20 protein-coding genes are annotated in these 24,129 nt (G+C 35.0%); 12 read left to right on the top strand and 8 right to left on the bottom strand.

The features are described 5' to 3' along the window. Nucleotides 1-54 precede the first annotated feature (54 nt). The 3 genes from ASG22_RS20145 to ASG22_RS20155 form a co-directional block, all read right to left on the bottom strand. Nucleotides 55-2,352 carry a GH92 family glycosyl hydrolase gene (locus tag ASG22_RS20145; protein ID WP_082505065.1) on the bottom strand — a complete coding sequence of 766 codons (2,298 nt, stop codon included), beginning with the start codon at nt 2,350-2,352 and terminating at the stop codon, nt 55-57. Between the two features lie 86 nt (nt 2,353-2,438). Continuing rightward, the gene (locus ASG22_RS20150; RefSeq protein WP_055988665.1) at nt 2,439-3,122 is read right to left on the bottom strand and encodes a response regulator transcription factor; all 684 of its coding nucleotides are present in this window, start codon (nt 3,120-3,122) and stop codon (nt 2,439-2,441) included. A 17-nt stretch (nt 3,123-3,139) separates the two neighbouring features. Next, complete coding sequence (locus ASG22_RS20155) at nt 3,140-4,387, bottom strand: sensor histidine kinase (RefSeq protein ID WP_055988482.1); 1,248 nt, start codon at nt 4,385-4,387, stop codon at nt 3,140-3,142. Nucleotides 4,388-4,556: 169 nt separating this feature from the next. Here ASG22_RS20155 and ASG22_RS20160 point away from each other — a divergent pair, with 169 nt between their 5' ends. From ASG22_RS20160 to ASG22_RS20180, 5 genes are all read left to right on the top strand, one after another. Beyond that, on the top strand, nt 4,557-4,970 hold the full coding sequence (locus ASG22_RS20160; protein WP_055988483.1) for a DUF1573 domain-containing protein: 414 nt from the start codon (nt 4,557-4,559) through the stop codon (nt 4,968-4,970). A gap of 337 nt (nt 4,971-5,307) precedes the next feature. Beyond that, nucleotides 5,308-6,189: an SDR family oxidoreductase gene (locus tag ASG22_RS20165; RefSeq protein ID WP_055988485.1), complete on the top strand. Its 882-nt coding sequence runs from the start codon at nt 5,308-5,310 to the stop codon at nt 6,187-6,189. Between the two features lie 81 nt (nt 6,190-6,270). Then, nucleotides 6,271-8,469 (top strand): M1 family metallopeptidase, encoded by a 2,199-nt coding sequence (locus ASG22_RS20170; RefSeq protein ID WP_055988488.1) that lies wholly within the window; start codon nt 6,271-6,273, stop codon nt 8,467-8,469. Between the two features lie 142 nt (nt 8,470-8,611). Next, on the top strand, nt 8,612-9,439 hold the full coding sequence (locus tag ASG22_RS20175) for an endonuclease/exonuclease/phosphatase family protein (protein WP_055988490.1): 828 nt from the start codon (nt 8,612-8,614) through the stop codon (nt 9,437-9,439). A gap of 144 nt (nt 9,440-9,583) precedes the next feature. Next, on the top strand, nt 9,584-11,446 hold the full coding sequence (locus ASG22_RS20180) for a M1 family metallopeptidase (protein ID WP_055988492.1): 1,863 nt from the start codon (nt 9,584-9,586) through the stop codon (nt 11,444-11,446). Nucleotides 11,447-11,772: 326 nt separating this feature from the next. Here the strand turns inward: ASG22_RS20180 and ASG22_RS20185 are convergent, their stop codons facing one another. The 4 genes from ASG22_RS20185 to ASG22_RS20200 are packed head-to-tail and all read right to left on the bottom strand — an operon-like array spanning nt 11,773 to nt 14,386. Continuing rightward, a complete protein-coding gene (locus ASG22_RS20185; protein ID WP_055988494.1) occupies nt 11,773-12,411 on the bottom strand; it encodes a response regulator transcription factor in 639 nt (212 codons plus the stop codon). After that, nucleotides 12,408-13,193, bottom strand: coding sequence for a sensor histidine kinase (locus ASG22_RS20190; protein WP_055988496.1), 786 nt, complete (start codon nt 13,191-13,193; stop codon nt 12,408-12,410). Before ASG22_RS20190 ends, ASG22_RS20185 begins: the two co-directional genes overlap by 4 nt. After that, a complete protein-coding gene (locus tag ASG22_RS20195) occupies nt 13,172-13,819 on the bottom strand; it encodes a hypothetical protein (protein WP_055988498.1) in 648 nt (215 codons plus the stop codon). Before ASG22_RS20195 ends, ASG22_RS20190 begins: the two co-directional genes overlap by 22 nt. Before the next feature lie 24 nt (nt 13,820-13,843). Beyond that, complete coding sequence (locus tag ASG22_RS20200; RefSeq protein WP_055988500.1) at nt 13,844-14,386, bottom strand: hypothetical protein; 543 nt, start codon at nt 14,384-14,386, stop codon at nt 13,844-13,846. A 427-nt stretch (nt 14,387-14,813) separates the two neighbouring features. Between ASG22_RS20200 and ASG22_RS20205 the strand changes: the two genes are divergently transcribed. Then, on the top strand, nt 14,814-15,518 hold the full coding sequence (locus tag ASG22_RS20205; RefSeq protein ID WP_055988501.1) for an FKBP-type peptidyl-prolyl cis-trans isomerase: 705 nt from the start codon (nt 14,814-14,816) through the stop codon (nt 15,516-15,518). Between the two features lie 137 nt (nt 15,519-15,655). Here the strand turns inward: ASG22_RS20205 and clpB are convergent, their stop codons facing one another. Then, nucleotides 15,656-18,250 (bottom strand): ATP-dependent chaperone ClpB, encoded by a 2,595-nt coding sequence (clpB, locus tag ASG22_RS20210; protein ID WP_055988503.1) that lies wholly within the window; start codon nt 18,248-18,250, stop codon nt 15,656-15,658. A 383-nt stretch (nt 18,251-18,633) separates the two neighbouring features. Between clpB and ASG22_RS20215 the strand changes: the two genes are divergently transcribed. The 6 genes from ASG22_RS20215 to paaC all read left to right on the top strand — a co-directional run bounded on the left by ASG22_RS20215 (nt 18,634) and on the right by paaC (nt 24,128). After that, nucleotides 18,634-19,212: a TetR/AcrR family transcriptional regulator gene (locus tag ASG22_RS20215; protein WP_055988505.1), complete on the top strand. Its 579-nt coding sequence runs from the start codon at nt 18,634-18,636 to the stop codon at nt 19,210-19,212. 224 nt (nt 19,213-19,436) lie between these two features. After that, nucleotides 19,437-20,753, top strand: a complete 1,317-nt coding sequence (locus tag ASG22_RS20220) for a phenylacetate--CoA ligase family protein (RefSeq protein ID WP_055988507.1) — start codon at nt 19,437-19,439, stop codon at nt 20,751-20,753. After that, nucleotides 20,754-21,839, top strand: coding sequence for a 2Fe-2S iron-sulfur cluster-binding protein (locus tag ASG22_RS20225; RefSeq protein WP_055988510.1), 1,086 nt, complete (start codon nt 20,754-20,756; stop codon nt 21,837-21,839). A gap of 136 nt (nt 21,840-21,975) precedes the next feature. Next, complete coding sequence (gene paaA / locus ASG22_RS20230) at nt 21,976-22,914, top strand: 1,2-phenylacetyl-CoA epoxidase subunit PaaA (RefSeq protein WP_055988512.1); 939 nt, start codon at nt 21,976-21,978, stop codon at nt 22,912-22,914. Between the two features lie 110 nt (nt 22,915-23,024). After that, nucleotides 23,025-23,306, top strand: coding sequence for a 1,2-phenylacetyl-CoA epoxidase subunit PaaB (gene paaB, locus ASG22_RS20235; protein WP_034679196.1), 282 nt, complete (start codon nt 23,025-23,027; stop codon nt 23,304-23,306). A gap of 72 nt (nt 23,307-23,378) precedes the next feature. Continuing rightward, on the top strand, nt 23,379-24,128 hold the full coding sequence (gene paaC / locus ASG22_RS20240) for a 1,2-phenylacetyl-CoA epoxidase subunit PaaC (RefSeq protein WP_055988513.1): 750 nt from the start codon (nt 23,379-23,381) through the stop codon (nt 24,126-24,128). Nucleotide 24,129: the final 1 nt, after the last annotated feature.

The following is a 24,129-nucleotide window of genomic DNA, read 5'->3' on the forward strand; positions in this document are numbered from 1 at the left end:
TTAAAACAAAAACGACTGCAAACTGCAGCCGATTTATAATAATAATTTGAACGCTTATTTTTTAGGTTTTGAACTCATATAAAAACTCAGTTTTCCGCCGTTCATAATCTCAGAATGTTTCAGCGTAAAGTTTTCAATTTCTTTTCCATTCAAAAGAACTTTTTGAACATATACGTTTTTCGAATCTTGATTGATCGCTTCAATTTCAAACGTTTTTCCGTTCTCCAAATTTAAAATAGCGTTATCAATTGCCGGACTTCCAATTATATAATTTTCCGATCCCGGAGCAACCGGATAAAAGCCAAGCGAACTTAAAATATACCAGGCACTCATTTGCCCTGCATCATCGTTTCCGCCCAATCCATCGTGAGTTGCTTTATACTGCATTTCTAAAATTCGTCTAATCTGAGCCTGAGTTTTCCAAGGTTGCCCTGCCCAATTGTAGAAATAAGCAACATGATGCGCCGGTTCATTTCCATGGACATAGCCTCCAATAATTCCTTCTCTTGTAATATCTTCCGTGTCTGCGAAAAACTCGTCTGGCAAATGCATGGTGAACAATTCGTCCAGTTTTGCAGCGAATTTTTTCTTTCCGCCCATCAGCGTAATTAATTCATCCGGATTTTGAGGAACAAAGAAACTGTAATTCCATGAATTTCCTTCAATGAAGCCTTGGCCGTGGGTACTCAACTCATTGAAATCTTTCTTAAAACTTCCATCCGCCAAACGGGGACGCATAAATCCGATGGTTTTATCAAAATTATTTTTCCAGTTTTCAGAACGTTTGATAAATTGATTGTAAATTTCCGTTTCGCCCAAATGTTTCGCCAACTGAGCAATTGCCCAATCATCATAAGCATATTCCAAGGTATTGGAAACTGAAGTTCCACTTTTTTCAGCCGGAATATATCCTTTGTCAATGTAAAGTCCGATGCCTTCGTAATCTCTTTTGTTGGCAGTTTCCACGCAAGCTAGTAATGCTGCTTTTTTATCACCTTGATAATTTCCTTTAATAATTGCATCTGCAACCACGCTTACACTGTGATAGCCGCTCATACACCAATTGTCATTCGCATAATGCGACCAGATCGGCAACATTTTCATTGAAAACTGATCGTAATGAGCCATCATCGATTTCACCATATCACCGTTTCTTTTAGGTTGAATAATATTAAAGAAAGGGTGAAGCGCACGGTAGGTGTCCCAAAGTGAAAACGTTGTATAATTGGTAAAATTATCCGCTTTATGAATGTTCTGATCTAACCCTTTATATTCTCCGTTTACATCCATGTAAGTTGTGGGATTGATAAAAGTATGATACATTGCTGTATAAAAATTCGTTTTTTCTGTTTCTGAACCTTTAATGACAATTTTATTGAGTTCTTTATTCCAGTTTTCCTGAGTTTGTTGTTTAACCTGGTCAAAAGATAAATTTCCGGCTTCTGTTTCTAAATTTTCTAATGCGTTGGCCTGACTTACCGGAGAAATTGCCAGTTTAACTTCAATCGCTTCATTTTCATTCGTGTCAAAATCAAAATACATTTTCAGGTTTTTTCCTGCGATTTCCGGAAAGTTTTTAGTCTGATCGAATTTTCTCCAAAATCCATTATAAACGTTTTTTCCATCATAATTTTTCTGACCGTAAGATTTAAATGGCTTCGAAAATTTCATCGCAAAATAAACAGTTCTGGTTCTTGCCCAGCCGTTGGTTTGTCGATATCCTGTAATAGTATTTCCGTTTTCTACACGAACGTAGGTCCAGATATTTTTACCTTCATAATTATAAATTCCTGCCATCAAATCTAAGATGATATGTGCCTGATCTGACTTTGGAAAAGTATATCGGTGAACTCCGACTCTTGTCGTTGCTGTCATTTCAGCTAAAATGTTATGATCGTCTAATTTTACTTTGTAATATCCGGCTTCTGCAATTTCGTTTTGATGGGAGAATCTGCTTCTGTAGCCACTTTCAGGATTGGTTGCCGTTCCGGGATTCAACTGTAATTTTCCAACAGTCGGCATGATTAAAAAATCGCCCAAATCGGAATGTCCCGTTCCGCTGAAATGGGTCGAACTGAAACCTACAATCGTTTTATCTTCATATCGATAACCTGCACAATATTTATAAACGTCACCATTATATTTTCCGTTGAGTTCATAAGAGATAGTATCAGTTTCAGGACTTAGCTGAATGGCTCCGAAAGGTGCGGTTGCTCCTGGATAAGTATGTCCCATTTTTTCCGTTCCGATCAACGGATTGACATATTGATAGAGTTTTTCGAATTTTTGAGCTTTAAGATGTAAACTAAAAAATAGAAGAAATAATAAGACAGCAGTTCCCGAATTTTTCATGAATGATAATTTTTCAAAGGATAAAAATACTTAAAATTCAAGAATAATTAATGAGTGCTTTACTTTAAGGAAAATTCATTTCAAACTTATTCTTTTTCAGAAAACCGGAAGCCAATTCCATGAAGATTTTCAATGACAATGTTTTCCTGATTGGCAAATACTTTTCGTAATCTTGAAATGAAAACATCGAGACTTCGTCCCATAAAATAATCATCGTCACCCCAAACTACCTTCAAAATATCCTGCCTTTTCAAGACGGTATTTTTATTGCGGATGAAATAGAGAAGCAATTCAGATTCTCTTTGAGTAAGAGTTGTTGTATTTTGATTATCTGTTAAGGTATAATTTTTAGGATCAAAATTATATTTTCCTACCTTATATTGTGTTTGAGAATTGTCTGTTTTTTTTGAGCGTTTCAGGAAAACTTCAATTTTTAAAATGAGTTCTTCAATGCTGAAAGGCTTTACCAGATAATCATCTGCGCCAATTTTTAACCCTTTAATTCTGTCTTCTTTCAACGCTTTTGCAGAAAGGAAAATGATGGGGATTTCAGAATTTTTATCACGAATTTGTTGTGCTAATTCAAAACCGTTCAATTCAGGCATCATAATGTCCAACAGGCAAATATCAAAACTTTCCATATTGAAGGCATTCAATGCAGATTTTCCGTCCGAATAATGATTGATTTCATAATAATTTTCCAAGCTGTCCTGAATCAGAAAAGCGATGGTTTGATCATCTTCGGCATATAAAATTTTGGATTTTTCCATCATTTACTATTATTAATTTAAAACGGAAAAAACAAAGTGATGGTAATTCCTTTATCTGAATTGTTTTCGACTGAAATTTTCCAGTTATGCTGCTGAACTATTTTTTTTACATAAAAAAGTCCTAATCCAAAACCGTTGATTTCGTCACTTTTATTAGCGCTCACTCTGTAAAATTTATCAAAAATATGAGGAATATTCTTAGCGGGAATACCCATTCCGTTGTCTTTAAACCTTAAATATAAGCCTTTTGAATCTTTATTTGATGAAATAATAATCTCAGGATGGATTTCACAGTATTTAATGGAATTATCTAAAATATTGTAAATAATATTGGTAAAATGAAATTCGTCTGCAATAATTGAAGTTTTATTTTCTATTTCTATTTGAATGGAAAGATTTTCATTTTTTTGTTTTATGCTTTCTGCAATTTCCTGAATAAGAGGAAGTAAAACTATTTTTTGAGGTTTTAATAATAATCCTGAAGCATCATTTTTAGCAATATTCAATATTTTTTCAATATGATTATTCAGTTTATGACTTTGATTAATGATAATTGAAGTATAGGTCTGAAACTTAGGATTTTCTTTTACAAGATCTTGTTTATTAAGCGATTCTGAAGCTAAAAGGATGGACGAAAGCGGAGTTTTAAACTCATGCGTCATATTATTAATGAAGTCCCGTTGCAGCTCCGAGAATTTTTTCTGCTGAATAATGGTATAAATCGAATAAACGTACACTAAAAGGATGATAATCAGTGCAAACGTTAACAAATACCAGAATCTCAAAGAGCTAATAAGATAAGTGGTTTTGTCAGGAAAACGGATGGAAAAATAATATACCAGATTTTTATGCTTTGGAAACTTTATCACCTCATCTTTGGTTCCTTTTTGATCTTTTTGAACATATTTTCCATAGATCATCTTATCGCTGTGGCAATTGTATAATGCGTAAACGTAATCTGTATTTATCTGAAAACGTGTGAATTCTGTTTTTAGATAATGTTCTAGAACAGTAGGGTGGAATTCATTGTTAATATTCACCACATAATAATCATTAGAAATATTCTCTACGGGATTTTCAGTGAGAGAATTTTTTCCTCCTGATAGTTTTTCCACCACTTCCAGTAGGGCAATATTTACCTTTTGATTAAATTTTTGATCCTCAAGATTATACGCTTGCCGAGTCCACAAAAGCTGGGCAATTAAAATCCCTACAATCGCAATCAGCCCAAGTGTTATAATAATATTGAGTTTCTTTATTTCCATTTTCAGAAGCAATATTATCTAAAAATATCTATTATTCTTTTATCATTAACAACTCATTAACAAATGTTTGATAGCAATTAACAAATAATTTCAAAGATAGCTTTACATTTGTGGTATCAAAATATAACAAACAATATCGTTGAGATTTATTAACTATTAATTTATATATATGAAAAATTTAAAAATTACGTTGCTTTTAGCAGTTTTAGCATGTTCTCCTTTTTATGCAAATGTACTTCCCACTGAAAATACGCCTATTGTAAGAGTACTTGCTGATGCAATCAAATGGAAATCAGAATCTATCGACGTAGGAAATATTCCTCAGGGAAAACCGAAAGTAATCAGATTTGAGTTTACGAATATTACGAAAAAACCAATTATTATCGAAAATGTAGCACCATCATGTGGTTGTACGACAGCAGATTATACGAAAACTCCAATTCTTCCAGGTAAAACAGGATTTGTTGAAGCAAGCTATAATGCAGCAGCTTCCGGTGCATTTATGAAAACGGTAAATGTTACTACAAGTGACAGCAAAACGCCTAAAACACTTTCTTTCAAAGGAACTGTTGTAGCTTCATAATTAGATTTAATCTTGTTCAATATAAAAGCGGTCTGATAATTTATTTTCAGACTGCTTTTGTTTTATAGGAGCTTTTTCCCGCTCTCCACTTTATCTTTTTTGTTATGGCTTCCGCTTCGCTCCAGCCACAACAAAAAAAGGATGCCGTTTCTATCGGGGCTAAGAATTTGCGACGGTTGATTTTTTAATAAAAAGAAGAACTTTTATAACATGAAATTTTCTTTTTTCAATCACTTTTTTGATGTAAAGACGAAATAACTATTTGTAGCATTATTTCTTGATCTATTTTACAACTTGGCACGCCGATATTTGTTATTTTTAAGAAAAAATAAAACGTATGAATCTTTATACACAACCAATGTTGCGTGAAGACGCATTAAAAGATAAAGTTGCCATTGTTACAGGTGGTGGAAGCGGTCTTGGAAAAGCAATGACCAAATATTTTCTTCAGCTGGGCGCAAAAGTTGTCATTACTTCCAGAAATCTGGAAAAATTACAAGTAACAGCAAAAGAATTAGAAGAAGAAACCGGCGGAAAAGTTCTGTGTGTAGCGTGCGATGTAAGAAATTGGGATGAGGTAGAAGCTATGAAAGAAGCCACCTTAAAAGAATTCGGTAAAATTGATATTCTATTAAATAATGCTGCAGGAAATTTCATTTCACCAACAGAAAGATTGACGCATTCTGCATTCGATTCTATTTTAGATATCGTATTGAAAGGAACAAAAAACTGTACACTTTCCGTCGGAAAACACTGGATTGATTCAAAAAATTCGGGAACAGTTTTAAATATCGTCACAACGTATGCATGGACGGGTTCTGCGTATGTCGTTCCGTCAGCCTGCGCAAAAGCAGGAGTATTGGCAATGACAAGATCCTTGGCTGTAGAGTGGGGGAAGTATAATATCAGGTTTAATGCAATTGCACCGGGACCGTTTCCAACAAAAGGAGCGTGGGATAGACTGCTTCCGGGAGATATGAAAGATCAGTTCGATTTAGCTAAAAAAAATCCGCTTAAAAGAGTAGGAGAACATCAGGAACTGGCGAATCTTGCCGCTTATCTGGTATCTGATTTTTCATCTTTTGTAAATGGTGAAGTCGTAACCATCGATGGTGGAGAATGGTTGCAGGGCGCAGGAGAATTCAATATGCTTGAAGATATTCCGCAGGAAATGTGGGATGCACTGGAAGCAATGATTAAAGCCAAGAAATCCAATTAATCTTATTTCAAATTTAAAACTACCGGAATGTAACAATTCCGGTAGTTTGTTTTACTAATAAACCAAACAAAAAATAATTCAATGAATCGTAAATTTCCAATCCTTGTTTCTGCTTTAGCTGTAATGCTGTTTTCACAATCTGCACACGCTCAGGAAGCTCCAAAATATGATTACGTAGAGGCTTTTAAGCCATTTTTTTATACACAGACCGGAACACCGACGAGATCTGCAAGCGGGCAGCCCGGATATGCTTATTGGCAGAATTCTGCAGATTATAACCTAAATGTAAGTCTGAATGAAGCTAAAAATGAAATTACAGGAACGGCAGAAATTACGTATACTAATAACAGTACCGATAAATTAGGTTTTTTGTGGTTACAATTAGATCAGAATTTATTTGAAAAAGATTCAAGAGGAAATGCGGTGGTGCCGGAATCAGGAAGCAGAAACGGAGCTCATGGTGAAACTTTTGAAGGTGGTTACAAGATAAAATCGGTAAAATACGATGGTAAAGATGTAAAATATACCATTACTGATACGAGAATGCAGATCGATCTTCCTTCTGAATTAAAAGCTCAGGGTGGTGTTGCCAAAATTAAAATTGAATATTCTTTTCTCTCTCCGAAATACGGTTCCGACAGAATGGGAATTCAGGATACCAAAAATGGGAAAATCTTTACGATTGCTCAGTGGTATCCAAGAATGTGCGTCTATGACGATGTTATGGGATGGAACACATTGCCTTATCTAGGGGCATCAGAATTCTATCTGGAATACGGAAATATCACGGCAAACATTACTGTTCCCGCAAATCATTACGTTGTTGCTTCAGGAGAATTACTAAACGCAAAAGAAGTGTATTCTAAAGAAGAAAACAACAGATGGGAACAGGCAAAGAACAGCGATAAAACAGTAACCATCCATTCTGAAGCTGAAGTTGGAAAAAATCAGGCAACAGGAACCAAAACATGGAAATTTAAAATAGAAAAAGCAAGAGATTTTGCGTGGGCTTCTTCTTCGGCTTTTGTTTTAGATGCCGCAAAAATTAATCTTCCAAGTGGTAAAAAATCATTGGCGATTTCAGCATATCCTGTAGAGAGTGCGGGAGAAAAGGCTTGGGGGAGATCAACAGAATATACAAAAGCAGCGATCGAACATTATTCTGCAAAATGGTACGAATATACATATCCTGCAGCCACCAATGTTGCCGGAAACGAAGGCGGAATGGAATATCCGGGAATCGTTTTCTGTCATATGGATTCTAAAGGCGAATCACTTTGGGGAGTTACCGACCACGAATTTGGGCACAACTGGTTTCCGATGATCGTAGGCTCCAACGAAAGATTATTCGCTTGGATGGACGAAGGTTTTAACACATTTATCAATGAACTTTCAACTGAAGCTTTCAACAAAGGAGAATATTACGAAAAGAAAAATATTGCTCAGATGGGGTCTTTCCTGATGAGTGATAATTATGAGCCGATTATGGTAGGTCCGGACAATATGAAGGAAAACAGCATCGGAATTTTGGCTTACTACAAACCGGGAATGGGACTTGGCATTTTAAGAGAATCTATTCTGGGACCTGAAAAATTTGATAAAGCTTTCAGAACATATATCGATCGTTGGGCTTTCAAACATCCTACCACTTGGGATTTCTTCCACACGATGGAAAATGTTTCGGGAGAAGAGCTGAACTGGTTCTGGAGAGGTTGGTTCATCAATAAATGGAAAATAGACCAAGGTGTAAAAAATGTGAAATATGTAAACGGAGATTTCAAGAACGGAGCAAAGATCACTATTGAAAATCTCGGACAATTACCTATGCCGACAACGGTTCAGGTTAAATTCAAAGATGGAACAGAAAAGATCGTGAAATTACCGATCGAAATCTGGAAGAGAAATACGGAGTGGACATTTAAAGTGGATTCAGCCAAAGAAATTGATTTCGTAAAAATAGATCCAAATTCTCAGATTCCGGATATTAACAGCAAAAATAATAGCTGGACTTCTGCTGACGCAAAACCTGTAGAGAAAATTAATACGAAGGATTTCACGGGAACGTATGAAAGCAAAGATCTGCCGTTGAAAATTAAGTTTACTGAAAAAAATAATCAGCTTTTCGGTCAGGCAACTGGTCAGCCGGAATTTCCCCTCGATTATACAGGAAATAATACATTTACGTTTGAGCAGGCAGAAATTTCAATGACGTTCAGTCAGGATAAGAAAACAATGACTTTCAAACAGGGTTCAAGAGAATTTAAATTCAACAAAGAATAATTATTTTAAACCATAAGACCAATATCAGGCTCCGGAATTTTTCCGGAGTTTTTTATGAACTTAATTTAATAAGAAACTTCGTATTAATAGTTTTTCTGTCATACAGAAGTTTTATTTTTGTTTACTTTTTAAATCAACAATAATGAATTTTAGATTTTCAATACTATTTCTGATGCTTTTTGGACTGACTTTTTCACAGGATCTTAAGGTAATGAGTTTCAATATCAGGCTGAATGTAGAATCCGATAAAGAAAATTCATGGACCAACAGAAAACAGGACGTTGCAGATTTACTGACATATTATCATCCAGATTATTTCGGGGTTCAGGAAGCACTTCCGGATCAGATGAAGGATCTTAAAAATGGATTGAAAAATTACGATTATGTAGGCGTTGGAAGAGATGACGGAAAAGAAAAAGGCGAATTTTCAGCAATTTTTTATGATACCAATAGACTTCAGATTGTAAATTCAGGAACATTTTGGCTTTCCGAAACGCCGGGAAAACCGTCTAAAGGTTGGGACGCTGCTTTGAACAGAATTTGTACCTACGCTGTTTTCAAGGACAAGAAATCAAAGAAAGAATTCATGGCGCTGAATCTTCATTTCGATCATATCGGAAATGTGGCGAGAGTGAAATCTTCTGAATTAATTTTAAAGAAAATAAAAGAAATAAATCCGAGAAATTTGCCTGTAACCGTGAGCGGAGATTTTAATTTAACGGAAGATTCAGAACCGATTAAAATTATGTCACAAAACCTTCAGGATACTTTTTATCATTCAGAAACGAAACATTACGGTCCGAAAGGAACTTTCACAGCTTTTAATGTGAATGAAATTCCGAAAGACAGAATCGATTATATTTTTGTAAAAGGATTTAAGATTAAATCTCACAGACACATCAATGACAGACGGGAAAATCTGTTGTATCCGTCAGACCATTTTCCGGTGTTGGTAGATTTACAGTTTTAAGAGTTTACAATAGATTCTTGCTTTATCAGAATGTCAATTGCAGTGATCGTTTTGTGGTACTAAAATTAGAAAACGATACTCATTTTCTTGTCGTTTTTTTGCTACTTTTATATCGTCTTAAATACTTATTAAAAAAAGATTTTAATGAAAAAATTGATTTGGGGGATAATGCTTTTAACTTCATGGCAAATAGCTGCGCAAGAGCTGTATATGCCTAGAAATATTAAAAAAGCATACGCAAACGGAACCCGTGATTTGTCGGGTGCTCCGGGGAAAAATTATTGGCAGAATAAAGGGATTTATAATGTTGAGGTAAAAGTGGATGCCAATTCAAAAACAGTTTCCGGAAAAGAAACAATTGTTTACACCAACAACAGCCCAAATGAGCTCAATGAATTAGCAATAAGATTCGTTAATAATTTACATAAACCACAGTCTCCAAGATCGGGAACGGTTTCCAAAGATTTTTTGTCGTCGGGTTTACATATTAAATCATTTATTGTAAATGGTGAAAAATATACTGTAGACAGCGAAAATTGGGGAACGGTGGAAAAGGTAAAGCTAAATTCATCTTTAAAATCTAAATCAAAAACAGAAATTAAGATCGAGTGGGAGTATCCTCTATCCGTACAAAGCGGAAGAGAAGGGCAGATTGATCCTGAAACATTTTATGTAGCGTATTCTTTCCCGAGAGTTTCTGTTTATGATGATTATAACGGTTGGGATATGTTGCCACATTCCGACAGACAGGAATTCTATAACGATTTTAATGATTACAGTTTTGCTATCACGGCACCGAAGAACTTTATGGTATGGTCGACTGGAGATTTCCTGAATCCTGATGCGGTTCTTCAACCTGAATATTTAAAAAGATACAAGTCTTCTTTAAAAAGCGATAAACTTATTCATATTGCTACCGAGCACGAAATGAAGTCCGGAAAAGTAACAAAGCAGAACAAATGGAATACCTGGAAATTTAAGGCAACTCATATCACAGATTTCTGTTTTGCATTAAGCAATCATTACGTTTGGGATGGAGCAAGTGTTCAGCTAAAGACAAAAAGAGCAAGCGTACAGGCGGGGTACAAACCTGGAGCAAAAGATTTTGAACATTATGTGGAATGGATGCAGTATAATCTGAACTGGTTTTCAAAAAATTGGCCCGGTGTAGAATATCCTTATAATGTAATGACGGCGATTCAGGGATATGCCGATATGGAATATCCGATGATGATTAATGATACAAGTATCCCCGATGATTTTCAGGATGCAAGATTAACGGCAGACCATGAGATTGCACATACCTATTTCCCTTTCTATATGGGAATCAACGAAACCCGTTACGCTTTTATGGATGAAGGCTGGGCAACAACTTTGGAATATTTAATCGGAATTGATGAAAACGGTGAAGCAAAGGCCAAAGAATTTTATCAGAATTTCAGAGTAAAAAGGTGGATTAATGATCCTTCTGCCGAACAAGATCAGCCAATTATCACGATGAGTACGCAGGTAAGCGGAGCAGGATACGGAAACAATTCTTATGTGAAAGCCTCTTTATCTTATTTAGCGTTGAAAGATTTATTGGGAGATGATCTGTTCAAAAAAGCACTACATCATTACATGGATAACTGGAACGGAAAACACCCGATTCCTTGGGATTATTTTTACTCGATGAATACAAGATCAGGAAAAAATCTGAATTGGTTCTTTAACAATTGGTTTTATACCAACAATTATATCGATCTGAAAATTGCCGGTGCAGGTCAGATGAATGATCTTCTGTCGGTAAATATTACCAATGTCGGAGGTTTTGCTATCCCTTTTGATACTGTTTTAACGTATGAAGACGGAACTTTGGAAAAGCTTCATTTTTCTCCCGCGCTGTGGGAAAAAGATCAGCAACAAGCCGTACTTACGATTCCTCTCAAGAAAAAAGTAAAATCCGTCACCTTAGATGGTGGTCTGTTTATGGATTACACACCACAGGATAATTCGAAAAATTTATAAATAAAAGCCTTCTTTTTAGAAGGCTTTTTGCTGGGAAAATATCTGAGGATCTATGTAGAAACGACTTAACTGGATTATCCACTTACTTTTTGAATTTCTTGAATTAATCTGACGTGAGATAAACCGAGATCGTCAGTTCGAGTAGATTTTGAATAAAATCGTATCGAGGACTTTTGTATTACCGGTTTTCGATACATTTTTCTTTCTTTTCTTCGAAAAATAATCGAATTGACGAAAGTTTTTTTTGATCTGAATTGAATGAAAAATTCCCCTTTCAATATCTGAAAGAGGAACTCCGTTTAGTTATGATATGAATGTTTTTAAATTTAAGATTCGGCAAAACCATTTTTAATGGCAAAAACGGCAAGACCAACACGGGTTTTAAGGTCTAATTTGTCGCAAAGCTGATCTCTGTAGCTTTCTACCGTTCTTGGGCTGCAGCACATCTTGTCGGCGATTTCTTTGTAGCTCAATTCCGTGACGGTGTAGGTAAGGAATTCTTTTTCGCGGTCAGAAATTTTTACGCTTTTCGATTCTTCATTATTCATATTGGAGAAGATGATTTTTGAAGCCCATTCGGGGTAGAAAAAACCTTCAGAATTCATTTTTGTCAAAGCGTTTTCCAACTCTTTTGGGTTGGTGTTTTTTAGTAAGTAACCTTTTGCTCCGTTTTTAATCATTTTAATGACACTTTTGTCATCACCCTGCATGCTTAGTGCCATTACTTTAATTTCAGGATGGTTTTCTTTAAGCCAAAGTACGGTTTCAAAGCCGTCCATAATCGGCATACTGATATCCATTAAGATAATATCCGGAATTTTACTGTTGTTCTCAAATTTCTGAATCAAATCTCTGCCGTTTTCGGCAACGTAAATGACTTCAAAATCATAAAAATTATCGATAATTCCTTCTAAAGCTTTTGCGATAAGTACGTGATCATCTACGATCACGATCGTTTTTTTCATGGCTGTCTTTTTAAAATAATATTGAGTATAGTTCCCAAATTTTTCTGACTTTCGAGGCTGAAATCTGCCCCGATAATTTCGGCTCTGTTTTTCATATTGGTGAGACCGATTCCGTTTGATTTGATGTTGGTTTTGTCGAATCCGATACCGTCATCTTTTATGGTAAGTTCCCAAAGTAATTCTTCGGAAGTGTTCAGATTGATGAAAATATTCTTACAGTTTGCGTGTTTTATACTGTTCTGGATAAATTCCTGAGTAATTCTTAGTAAAACATTTTTATGGGCAAATCCCAGATCAAGCTGATTAAAATTATGTTCAAAATGAACTTTACACTTTTTAAAGGTATTCGTATTGTCTACTTCTTCCTGGATTAAAGTTACGATTTCCTTTTGATTAATATTATCATCGGTAAGTGTTTTTGAAAGGCTCCTCAAATCCTGAAGAGACTGATCGATGATTTGGGAAACCTGATCTATTCTTTCACTTACTTCCGGAACTTTATTTTCATATAAAAGCTGCTGGGTATAAAGGCTTACCAGGGTTAGTTTTTGTCCGATATTATCATGAAGTTCGCGCCCGATCTGCTGCATGGTTGCCTGTTGAATTTCCAATTGGGTGGCGAGAAGCTCACGTTTATGAATTTCGTTTTTTACTTCAATTTCATTTAAATATTCTTTCTTACGCTGTTTATATTTTCGGATATAAACCATAACGGCAACTACAAACAACACAAAGAATATGTTGAATAGAATCAATGTTATTATGAGCTCTGTTTTCCCCATATGATTGAAGTTGAAAATAATAGATACATAATGATTCCTGAAATCAGGAAGTAATTAAAATATATATTAAAGAGCTCTTTGTATTCATTTAAAAGACTGAAAAATGTCCAAAAAGGTAAAGTTCCGATATAAAAAAGCGTTACCCCAAGATTAATATAAAACATCTTGTTTTTGCTAAAATTTAGAATTTCAGATGAATTAATCTGTTTATAATATTCCATTACAACCAAAATCATTAACATAAGACATCCAAACGTATAGTTAAACGAAAAGATGATCTTTTTCATTTTGAAAAAGTATTCATTGGGAATAAAGGAAAGTATATATAATGCAGAGATAATATAAAATAAATTTAATCTTCCAAAAGATTTTGCGGCATACAGCCAATATAAAAATATAAATTCTAAAGGAATTACAAAATAATTAAAAAATGCAGGCTTATCGTATTCAAACAGATGATGTCCCCATTTCCCAAATATTTCACACAGAAAGATAAGAACTAAATAATAAGAGAAATACTTCCAATACTGATCCTTCACCCGATATAGATATATCAGGGAAATAACAGCAGTAAGTCCTTCAGCCCATATCATAGACTCCTGCAAAACTTTCTGAAATTCACTCATTGTGTTTTTACTTTTATTATTTTCTTAAAATGATTCTACTTTGGGATTGCTTGGCGGAGAAAGAGATCCATGATTTTGAGCAAGACAATCTCCTGTATTCGTTTCTTTTTTTGCTGCCATTGCCATAAATTCTCCCTTGCCGCTTGCATTTGAAAGATTAAAATCATAACTCAAAATTTCACCATTTTCATCTGCCATTTTCATTGTAGGAACCATTACCAAAGTATGTCTTTCTGCATATTCTACTCCGATTGGGGTATTTTGCATCATATTCCATTCATCAGCTTTTGGATAAGCAGCGTAATAAAATCTTATTCCTAAATCCTTTTCTGAAATGTTAGGATTTGTTTTCTGCGTTTCATTTTCGATATCAGAAATAAACTTTTTCAGTGTTGATAAATCGAAATGAATAGAATGTGCATCCTGAATTCCTAAGTCTTTATTAATAGAAATCATTTGATTTTTTCTGTAATTGTCTATCAAAGTCTGAATAAATTCATAGGTCATGGTGTTTGGACTTGAAGTTAATTCCAATGTTTTACCATCTAAAGTTAGTTTTGTTTCCATAAAGTTAGTTTTATAAGTAAAGGTTAGTTGGTTCTGCAAATTTCGGTAAAAAATATGTTGTTATTACACGGTTTTTTCCTGTTTATTTATGGGGTTTTTACGGAATAAATATGTTAATTAAAATTATAAAGAATTTGGATAGGTTTGGTAAAAAAATAAGTGTTGCAGAAAACTACAGCACCTACTTACAAAATAATATATATATGAAAAAGCTACTTATTGCTCAGTAGGCTTTAAAACCTTACTTGTTTCTTCCAAGAATTTCAAATCATAATATTTCAGTGAAAAAAAATTAAAACGGTCTGTTGTTTTTATTGATTAAATGCAACATGATAATTTTTATATTAGAAAACTTCTTTGTGACAGGGAAAATTCTGTAATAAATGATAGATTTGCATCGATTATTTACAAATTATAAAATTATCCAATGAAAAGACAGACTATCGCATTATTTTGCATAGCAATATTCAGTATTTCTTGTGCTGATAAAAGTGGCAAACAAGATGACAGCAAATATACAGATGAACAAAAAGCTTCTTATTATATAGGTTTAAGCATTGCCCAAAATATGAAACGAGAAGGTTTTAAAGTAGATGAAAAACTTTTGGCTCAGGCTATTAAAGAAGAGATGGATGGAACAGAAAAATTGATGCCGGCAGAAGATATGGATGCTTTTATGCAGGAGTTTATGCAGAAGCAACATGAAAAAAAACAAGCTATAGCGGGAGGACAAGCAGATGAAAATAAGAAAAAAGGTCTGGAGTTTCTTGCGAAAAATAAAAATAACCCAAAAGTAAAAACCACAGCTTCAGGTTTACAATACGAAGTGTTGCAGGAAGGTGATGGTAAAACAAAACCAACAGCATCAGACGTTGTACAGGTAAAATATACTGGAAAGCTTCTGGATGGAACCGTTTTCGACTCTACTGACAAAAATGGAGGCGCACCAATGGATATTAATCTGGGCGCGGTAATCAGAGGATGGACAGAAGGAATTCAGCTCATGAGCAAAGGATCTAAATACAGATTTTACATTCCTTCAGATTTGGCTTATGGAGACCAGGGAGCTGGAGCTGACATTCCTGCAGGCGCTACCATCATTTTTGATGTAGAATTAGTGAGTATAAAATAGTAGAGATATTCCTGATTGTAAGATCGGCGACAATAGAATTTGCTTATTTTACAGCTGATGTGTTACAAATAAAATTTCCGCAGATTTTTTTTGTCTGCGGAAATTTTTCAAAAATAATATATATGAAAAAAAACTACTTATTTTTCTGCTGGTCTGAACACCAAACCTGTTTCCTCGAAATAATCTAAAGTGATTCTGTCGCCGTCATTTACGGTTCCTGCCAAAATCTCTTTTGATAATTTATTGAGAACTTCCTGTTGAATAACTCTCTTCAACGGTCTTGCCCCGAAAGCAGGATCATATCCTTTATTCATCAGATAATCCAAAGCATCCTGAGTGCTCGTCATCACAATATTTCGTTTTGCTAACAGATCGTTATAGCCTCTCAACTGATATTGAACGATTTTTCCAATCTCTTTTTTTCTCAATGGCTGGAACAATACCGTTTCATCAATTCTGTTCAGGAATTCCGGACGTAAAGTTTGTTTCAGCAAATCAAAAACTTCAATTTTAGTTTTATCAACAATTTCATCCTGATTCTGTTCTGTAATATTTTCAAAATTCTCCTGAATGATATGTGAACCTAAATTCGAAGTCATAATGATAATCGAGTTTTTGAAATTTACCACTCTGCCTTTATTATCCGTCAATCTTCCATCATCCAAAACCTGTAACAATGTGTTGAAAACATCAGGATGCGCTTTTTCAATTTCATCCAAAAGCACGACTGAATAAGGTCTTCTTCTCACTGCTTCTGTTAATTGCCCACCTTCATCATAACCCACATATCCCGGAGGCGCACCCACCAATCTCGAAACGGAATGACGTTCTTGATATTCACTCATATCAATTCTCGTCATATTGTTTTCATCATCGAATAAAAACTCAGCCAAAGCCTTTGCCAGCTCGGTTTTTCCCACACCGGTTGTTCCTAAGAATAAGAAAGACCCAATTGGCTTTTTCTCATCACTTAATCCGGCTCTGTTTCTTCTGATTGCATCTGCAACCGCTTGAATTGCTTCGTCCTGACCGACAACTCTATGATGGAGTTCGGTTTCAAGATGTAATAATTTTTCTCTTTCAGATTGAAGCAATTTTGTAACAGGAATTCCTGTCCATTTTCCGATTACTTCAGAAATATTATCGGCAGTTACTTCCTCTTTAATTAGTTCATTCTGATGGTTTTGCATCTCCAGTTCCAGTTTCTGCAAAGCATCTTCTTTTTCTTTTATTTTTCCGTACTGAATTTCAGCAACTTTTGCATAATCTCCGGCTCTTGAAGCTCTTTCTGCTTCTAATTTAAGAGATTCAATATCTTTTTTAATGGAAGTTAAATCCTCAGATTTTTGTTTTTCTTTAAGCCATTTTGCGTTGATTTCATTTCTTTCCTCAGAAATTTTCGAAATATCTTCTTTTAGATGGTCAATTTTTGTCTGATTGCCTTCTCTTGAAATGGCTGCCAATTCAATTTCCATCTGCATTAACTTTCTGTCTAAAACATCCAGTTCTTCCGGTTTCGAATTGATTTCCATTCTCAGTTTAGCAGACGCTTCATCGATCAAGTCAATCGCTTTATCCGGTAAAAATCGGTCTGAAATATATCGTTGAGACATTTCTACCGCAGCGATAATTGCCTCATCTTTAATTCTAACTTTGTGATGGGCTTCGTATTTATCCTTAATTCCACGAAGGATCGAGATTGCAGATTCGGTATCCGGTTCTTCCACCATCACCTTCTGGAAACGTCTTTCCAACGCTTTATCTTTTTCGAAATATTTTTGATACTCATTTAAAGTCGTTGCACCGATCGCTCTTAATTCTCCTCTTGCCAAAGCAGGTTTCAGAATATTCGCTGCGTCCATTGCTCCTTCACCACCTCCGGCTCCCACCAATGTATGGATTTCGTCGATAAACAAAATGATTTGTCCGTCTGATTTTGTGACTTCATTCACAACAGATTTCAAGCGTTCTTCAAACTCACCTTTAAATTTTGCACCGGCGATCAAGGCGCCCATATCCAATGAATATAACGTTTTATCCATCAGATTTTCAGGAATATCTCCGGAAATAATTCGGTGTGCAATTCCTTCAGCGATGGCAGTTTTACCAACACCCGGTTCACCAATTAAAATCGGGTTATTTTTAGTTCTTCTTGAAAGAATCTGTAAAACTCTTCTGATTTCTTCATCACGCCCAATTACAGGATCTAATTTTCCTTCCGCAGCGAGCTCATTGAAATTTTTAGCGTATTTTTTTAAGGATTGGTATGTATCTTCTGAACTTGCAGAAGTTGCCGTACTTCCTTTTCTTAATTCTCTAATTCCGCCTTCCAAAAGACTTTTGGTGACTCCCATGTCTTTCAATATTTTTGAAACTTCAGAACTTGTTTCCAAAAGTGATAACCATAAATGTTCGATGGTTACAAATTCGTCACCCATTTTTTTTGCAATATTGGGTGCGTCCAGCAAAACTTTATTTGCCGATTGTGAAAGGTAAATATTTCCTCCCTGTACTTTGGGAAGTTTTTCTAAATTTTCACGATTTCGCTCTCTTACCAAATTGGCATCTGCTTCAGATTTTTTTAATAAGAAAGGCGATATATTTTCATCTACCTGAAAAATTCCTTCCAGTAAATGTTGAGGTTCTATTTGCTGATTGCCAAATTCCATCGCCACTTGTTGTGCAGCCTGGATGGCTTCCTGCGATTTTACAGTATATTGGTTTAAGTTCATATTTTGTATATTTTTGATTCTAAATTTTAGTTTTCAATTTGTAGATTTTAGACATCAGATTTCAGACCATAAGAGTCGAATCATTGTTAGTTTATCAATCAGATTTTCTAATTTCTGATGTCCTCAATCGTATTTAATCATTTAATTCTGATGGGTATATCGCAAAAACTGTTCAATTGTTGAATTTTTAAAGATAACAGACAAAATTTCCGAATTGTATATTTTGAAGTTGTTTAGAAAAGACAAAATTTCCGATTCTAGCGGAAGGAGTTCAAAATATCGGAATTACAGTCATGTTAATTCCAAGCATTTATTCTAGATAAAAATCATTCTCTCAAAATCGAGATATTAAAATCAAAATAATTACTTTTGCGTTTTACCAGATGGAACTTAAAGAAAAACAAAGAAAAATATTAGACGTTGCTGTAGAACTTTTCAAGGAGAAAGGGTATATGGGCAGCTCTGTGAGAGACTTGGCGACAAAACTCAACATTAAAGCGGCTTCTTTGTATGCACACATCCGTTCAAAAGAAGAAATTTTGGAATGGATCTGTTTCGGAATTGCCCAAGAGTTTTTTGATGAGCTTCAGAAAGTAAAAAATACCAATATTCCTCCAAAAGAGAAACTAAATTTATTCATCGATAAGCATTTATCAATTGTTCTCAGAAACCGTGATGTTACGCATATTTATTCTAATGAATGGAAACATTTGGAAGAAAGACTTCCCGAATTTGTGGAATTAAGAAAAAATTATCAACAGGAAGTTGAAAAATTAATTTCTGAAATTTATAAAGCTGAAAATTGGGAATTAAGATCATCTACTTTTACAACAAGATTTATTCTTCATACTTTAAATAATTCCTATTTTTGGTTCAAAAGAAATATTGAATCAACTACCGAAATTACTGATGAGATAAGAGATAAAATACTTTTTGGGCTTCTCGGAAATCATAAACAATAACGTCCTTGTCGTTTTTATAAAAGAAAGAATCTTAACTTATTATTAGAGATTTCTCACTACATTTTGTTTCATTCTGAATGACAAAATCCTCATAAAATCAGTTTAAACACAATTCAACTTTAATTTCAATTATTTAGAATCATTCAAAATGTGACAAAAGTCATAAAAATTTTGCCATGTTCTAAAATCTTTTTACATTTACACCTAACAAATGTTAGTTAGTAATGAGGTTTGATGTTGAATATTTAGAACTTGACCAATTGAGACAGCTTCAGTCGGAAAGATTGGTGAATTTGGTGAGTTATCTTGAGCAGAAATCGGATTTTTATAAAGGAAAATTTGATGAATTAGGAATAGCAGCTGGGGAAATAAGGACAATTGAAGATATCTCTAAACTGCCGATTACTTACAAACAGGATTTAAGAGACCATTATCCGTTCGGATTATTTACAGTTCCGAAGAATGAGTTACAAAGAATTCACTGTTCAAGCGGAACAACAGGAAAACCAACGGTAGTAGGATATACAAAAGAAGATGTTGATTTATTCAGCGAAGTGGTAGCAAGATCTTTGAATGCAGCGGGAGCAAAACCAGGAATGCAGTTGCATAATGCTTACGGTTACGGAATTTTCACGGGCGGGCTTGGACTTCATTACGGAGCTGAAAAATTAGGAATGAGTGTTCTCCCAATTTCGGGAGGAATGACTTCAAGACAAGTGGATTTGATTATCGATTTTAAACCTGAAGTTCTTTGCTGTTCGCCATCTTACGCTTTAACATTGGCTGATGAATTTGCGAAAAGAGGAATTTCTGCAGACGAAATCAGTTTAAAATACGCCGTTTTAGGTTCTGAACCTTGGACGGAAATTATAAGACATCACATCGAAGAAAGATTAGGCGTTCATGCAACCAATATTTATGGGTTGAGTGAAATTATTGGTCCAGGAGTTTCGATGGAGGATTTTGAGGAAAAAGGAGGTTCTTACATTTGGGAAGACCATTTTTACCCTGAAATTTTAGATCCGATTACGAAAGAGCCGGTTCCGTTCGGAGAAGAAGGTGTTTTGGTGATTACGACTTTGACGAAAAAAGCAATGCCGCTTTTACGTTATTGGACGAACGATATTACCAGTCTTTATTATGATGAAAATGCTAAAAGAACGATGGTTAAAATGAAGCCAATTCTTGGCAGAGCTGATGATATGTTGATTGTACGAGGTGTAAATGTGTACCCAAGTCAGATTGAAGAGGCCTTTTCTCATGTGGAAGGTGTGGTTCCGAATTATTATTTGACACCCATTGAGAAAGAACAAATGTGTGTAGCACTGGATATCGACGTAGAAATTAATGACGAACTGGTAGCTTCGGAAAATTTAAATATAAATTCAGATGGATATCTTATTTTCGCAGAAAATTTTGGTAAAACCATCGAAAACGAGATTAAAAAACGAGTAGGAATTACGACGAAAGTGAAAATTCATGCTCAGGACAGTCTTCCGAAATGTGAAGGCGGAAAAATTAACAGAATACTTAAAAAATAAATGAATTCATTTTATAAACTTAAAACTGTAAAAGTTCAGAAAGATACCAGCGATGCAGTAAATGTAGCCGTTGAAATTCCTGAGGAGCTGAAGGATAAATTCAGGTTCAAGCAAGGTCAGTATTTGAACTTTAAAATGATGATCGACGGTAATGAAGAGCGTCGTTCTTACTCAATTTGTAATGCTCCGAGTGAAAAGAGTAATACATTGGAAGTTTTGGTTAAGCTTTTAGAAAACGGAAAAGTTTCAGGGTATTTCAACGAACATCTTCACATGGATGAAATGCTGGAAGTAATGCCTCCGATGGGCGGTTTCAATACTTCTTATCACCCGACAAACGTGAAAACTTACGTTGGTCTGGCAGCAGGAAGTGGGATTTCTCCTGTTTTATCGAATATTAAGGAAAGTCTTTATCAGGAGCCGAATTCAAACGCTTATTTGTTCTACAGCAACAGAAGCATGAATCATGTGATGAAAAAGGCTGAGATCGATAAATTGGTTGAACATTTTAACGGTAGACTGAAAGTAGTTTATTTAGTAAGTCGCGAAACTCATGCAGATCCAATTTTTGAAGGAAGAATTTCTCCAGAAAAATTAGATTTATTGTTTGAACGATATGCAGATATCGATGTTAAAGAATCTACGTTCTTCATTTGCGGACCTTCGGAAATGATTAAAGGAATTGCAGATTATTTAAAGAAAGATAAAAAAGTTCCTGCGATTCAGGTTTTGTTTGAATATTTTACCGCTCCTGATGAAGAAAATACGGAGGAAATGAGTGATGAGTTCAAAGCCATTGCCAATATCGAAAGTATGGTAACGGTAATCATCGATGATGATGAATATTCGTTCCATTTGAATTCAAAAAAAGAGAGTATCTTAGATAAAGCATTGAAAGACAATCTTCCTGTGCCTTTTGCTTGCAAAGGAGGAGTTTGTTGTACGTGTAAAGCGGAAGTTTTGGAAGGAGAAGTTTTCATGGAGAAAAACTATGCGCTTACCGAAGAAGAAGTAGCCAGAGGCTTCGTTCTTACCTGTCAATGTCACCCGACAACGAATGTGGTGATGCTTAATTATGACGTATAATTAAATTAATGTAACAATTTACCAATTTAAAAATGTAACAATCAATTTTGTCGTGCTGAGCTTGTCGAAGCATCTCATTGGTAAACTGTTAGATTGGTATATTGTTAAATTTTAAAATTTAAAAAAAATTTTAATTATGGATTTAGAAAAATTTGTACAATACGTACACGACGAAAATAAAGTAGAACCAAAAGATGTAATGCCTGATGATTACAGAAAACTATTGGTTCGTCAGATTTCACAGCACGCGCATTCTGAGATTGTCGGAATGTTGCCGGAAGCAAACTGGATTTCCAGGGCACCTTCATTGAGAAGAAAAATGGCTCTTTTAGCTAAAGTTCAGGATGAGGCAGGTCACGGTTTATATCTTTATTCTGCAACTGAAACATTAGGAAACGGAACGATCAGAGCCGACAGGGATGCAACGTATGAAGATATGTTGGAAGGAAAAGCAAAATATTCAAGTATTTTCAATTATCCTACATTGAGTTGGGCAGATATCGGCGCCATAGGTTGGTTGGTTGATGGAGCAGCGATTATGAATCAGGTGATGTTGATGGGGAATTCTTATGGACCTTATTCAAGAGCGATGGTGAAAATCTGTAAAGAAGAATCTTTCCACCAAAGACAAGGTTACGAGATTTTGATGGCATTGTGTCGTGGTACAAAACAGCAGAAAGAAATGGCTCAGGCTTCGTTAAACCGTTTCTGGTGGCCAGCTTTAATGATGTTTGGTCCAAATGACGATAGTTCACCAAACTCTAAAATTTCTATGAATTACAGAGTAAAAAGAGAAAGTAACGACAGTCTTCGTCAGCGATTTATCGACGTTACCGTTTCTCAGGCTGAATTTTTAGGATTAACCATTCCGGATAAAGATTTAAAATGGAATGAGGAAAGACAGCATTACGATTTCGGGGAACTTCCATGGGATGAATTCATGGAAATCTTAAAAGGAAACGGCCCTACGAACAAAAAACGTATCGAAACCAAGAGAAAAGCTCAAAGAGAAAATTCTTGGGTAAAAGAAGCTGCGGCAGCTTTCGCAGAAAAACAAGAAAAAATTTCAATATAATAATATACCAGTGTAAAAATGTAGCAATTCAATTGTCATTCTGATCAAAGCGAAGAATCTCATTATTGTTAAACTGGTACATTGATACATTGTTAAATTTAATTTTATTTATGGCAAATTTAGATATGTGGGAAGTGTTTATTCAAACTAAACCGGGATTATCTCACAAACACGTTGGAATAGTACAGGCACCAACAGCAGAAATGGCTTTGCAGAACGCAAGAGACGTTTATACAAGAAGAAAAGAAGGGACTTCTGTTTGGGTTGTTCCAAGTAAATATATCGTGACTTCAGAAGGAATTGATAAAGAAGCTTTCTTTGATCCGGCTGATGACAAACTGTACCGTCACCCGACGTTCTACGACATTCCAAACGATGTAAAAAATATGTAATAAAGAAGTTAGAAGTTAGATTCTAGAATTTAGTCTAATATCTAACCTCTAATATCTAAATTCTATAAAAAAATGAACCCATTATATAATTATTTATTAAAACTAGCAGACGACAGTTTCATTATGGGACAGCGTTTGTCTGCGTGGTGCGGTGAAGGTCCTTATTTAGAGGAAGATATAGCATTAACAAATATCGCTTTGGATGAACTTGGACAGGCAAATAACTTCTATGTTTATGCTTCAAGAGTTATCGAAAACGGTAAAAGTGAAGATGATTTGGCATTTTTAAGATACGAACACGAATATCTAAACGCACACTGGACGGAACTTCCGAACGAAGATTATGCTCAGACGATTTTGAAAGTGTATGTTTTCGCCGTATATCAGAAATTGATGTACGAAGCATTATCAAACTCTACAAACGAAGAACTTTCGGCTATTGCTCAGAAATCGTTGAAAGAGGTAAGATATCACTATACTCATACAGCTTCTTGGATGAAAATTTTCGCTCAGGGAACGGAAGAAAGCAAATCCCGTTTAGAAAAAGCAATTGAGAATATCTGGGAGTACACAAAAGGTTTATTCGCAAAAACAGAAGGAGAAGATGATTTGGTAGCTTTAAATATTGCTCCGAATATAGATTCTCTTTACGAAGAATTTTTAACGATTACGCAGAAAGATTTTGCAGATTTCAAATTAGAATATCCAACAAATCCTTTCATGCAGCCAAAATCAAGAACAGGATATCACACAGAATACTTTGGATTTATGCTTTGTGAATTGCAATATATGCAGAGAGCGTATCCTGGTTGTACTTGGTAAA

This window comes from Chryseobacterium sp. Leaf405, from assembly GCF_001425355.1.
Lineage (GTDB): Bacteria > Bacteroidota > Bacteroidia > Flavobacteriales > Weeksellaceae > Chryseobacterium.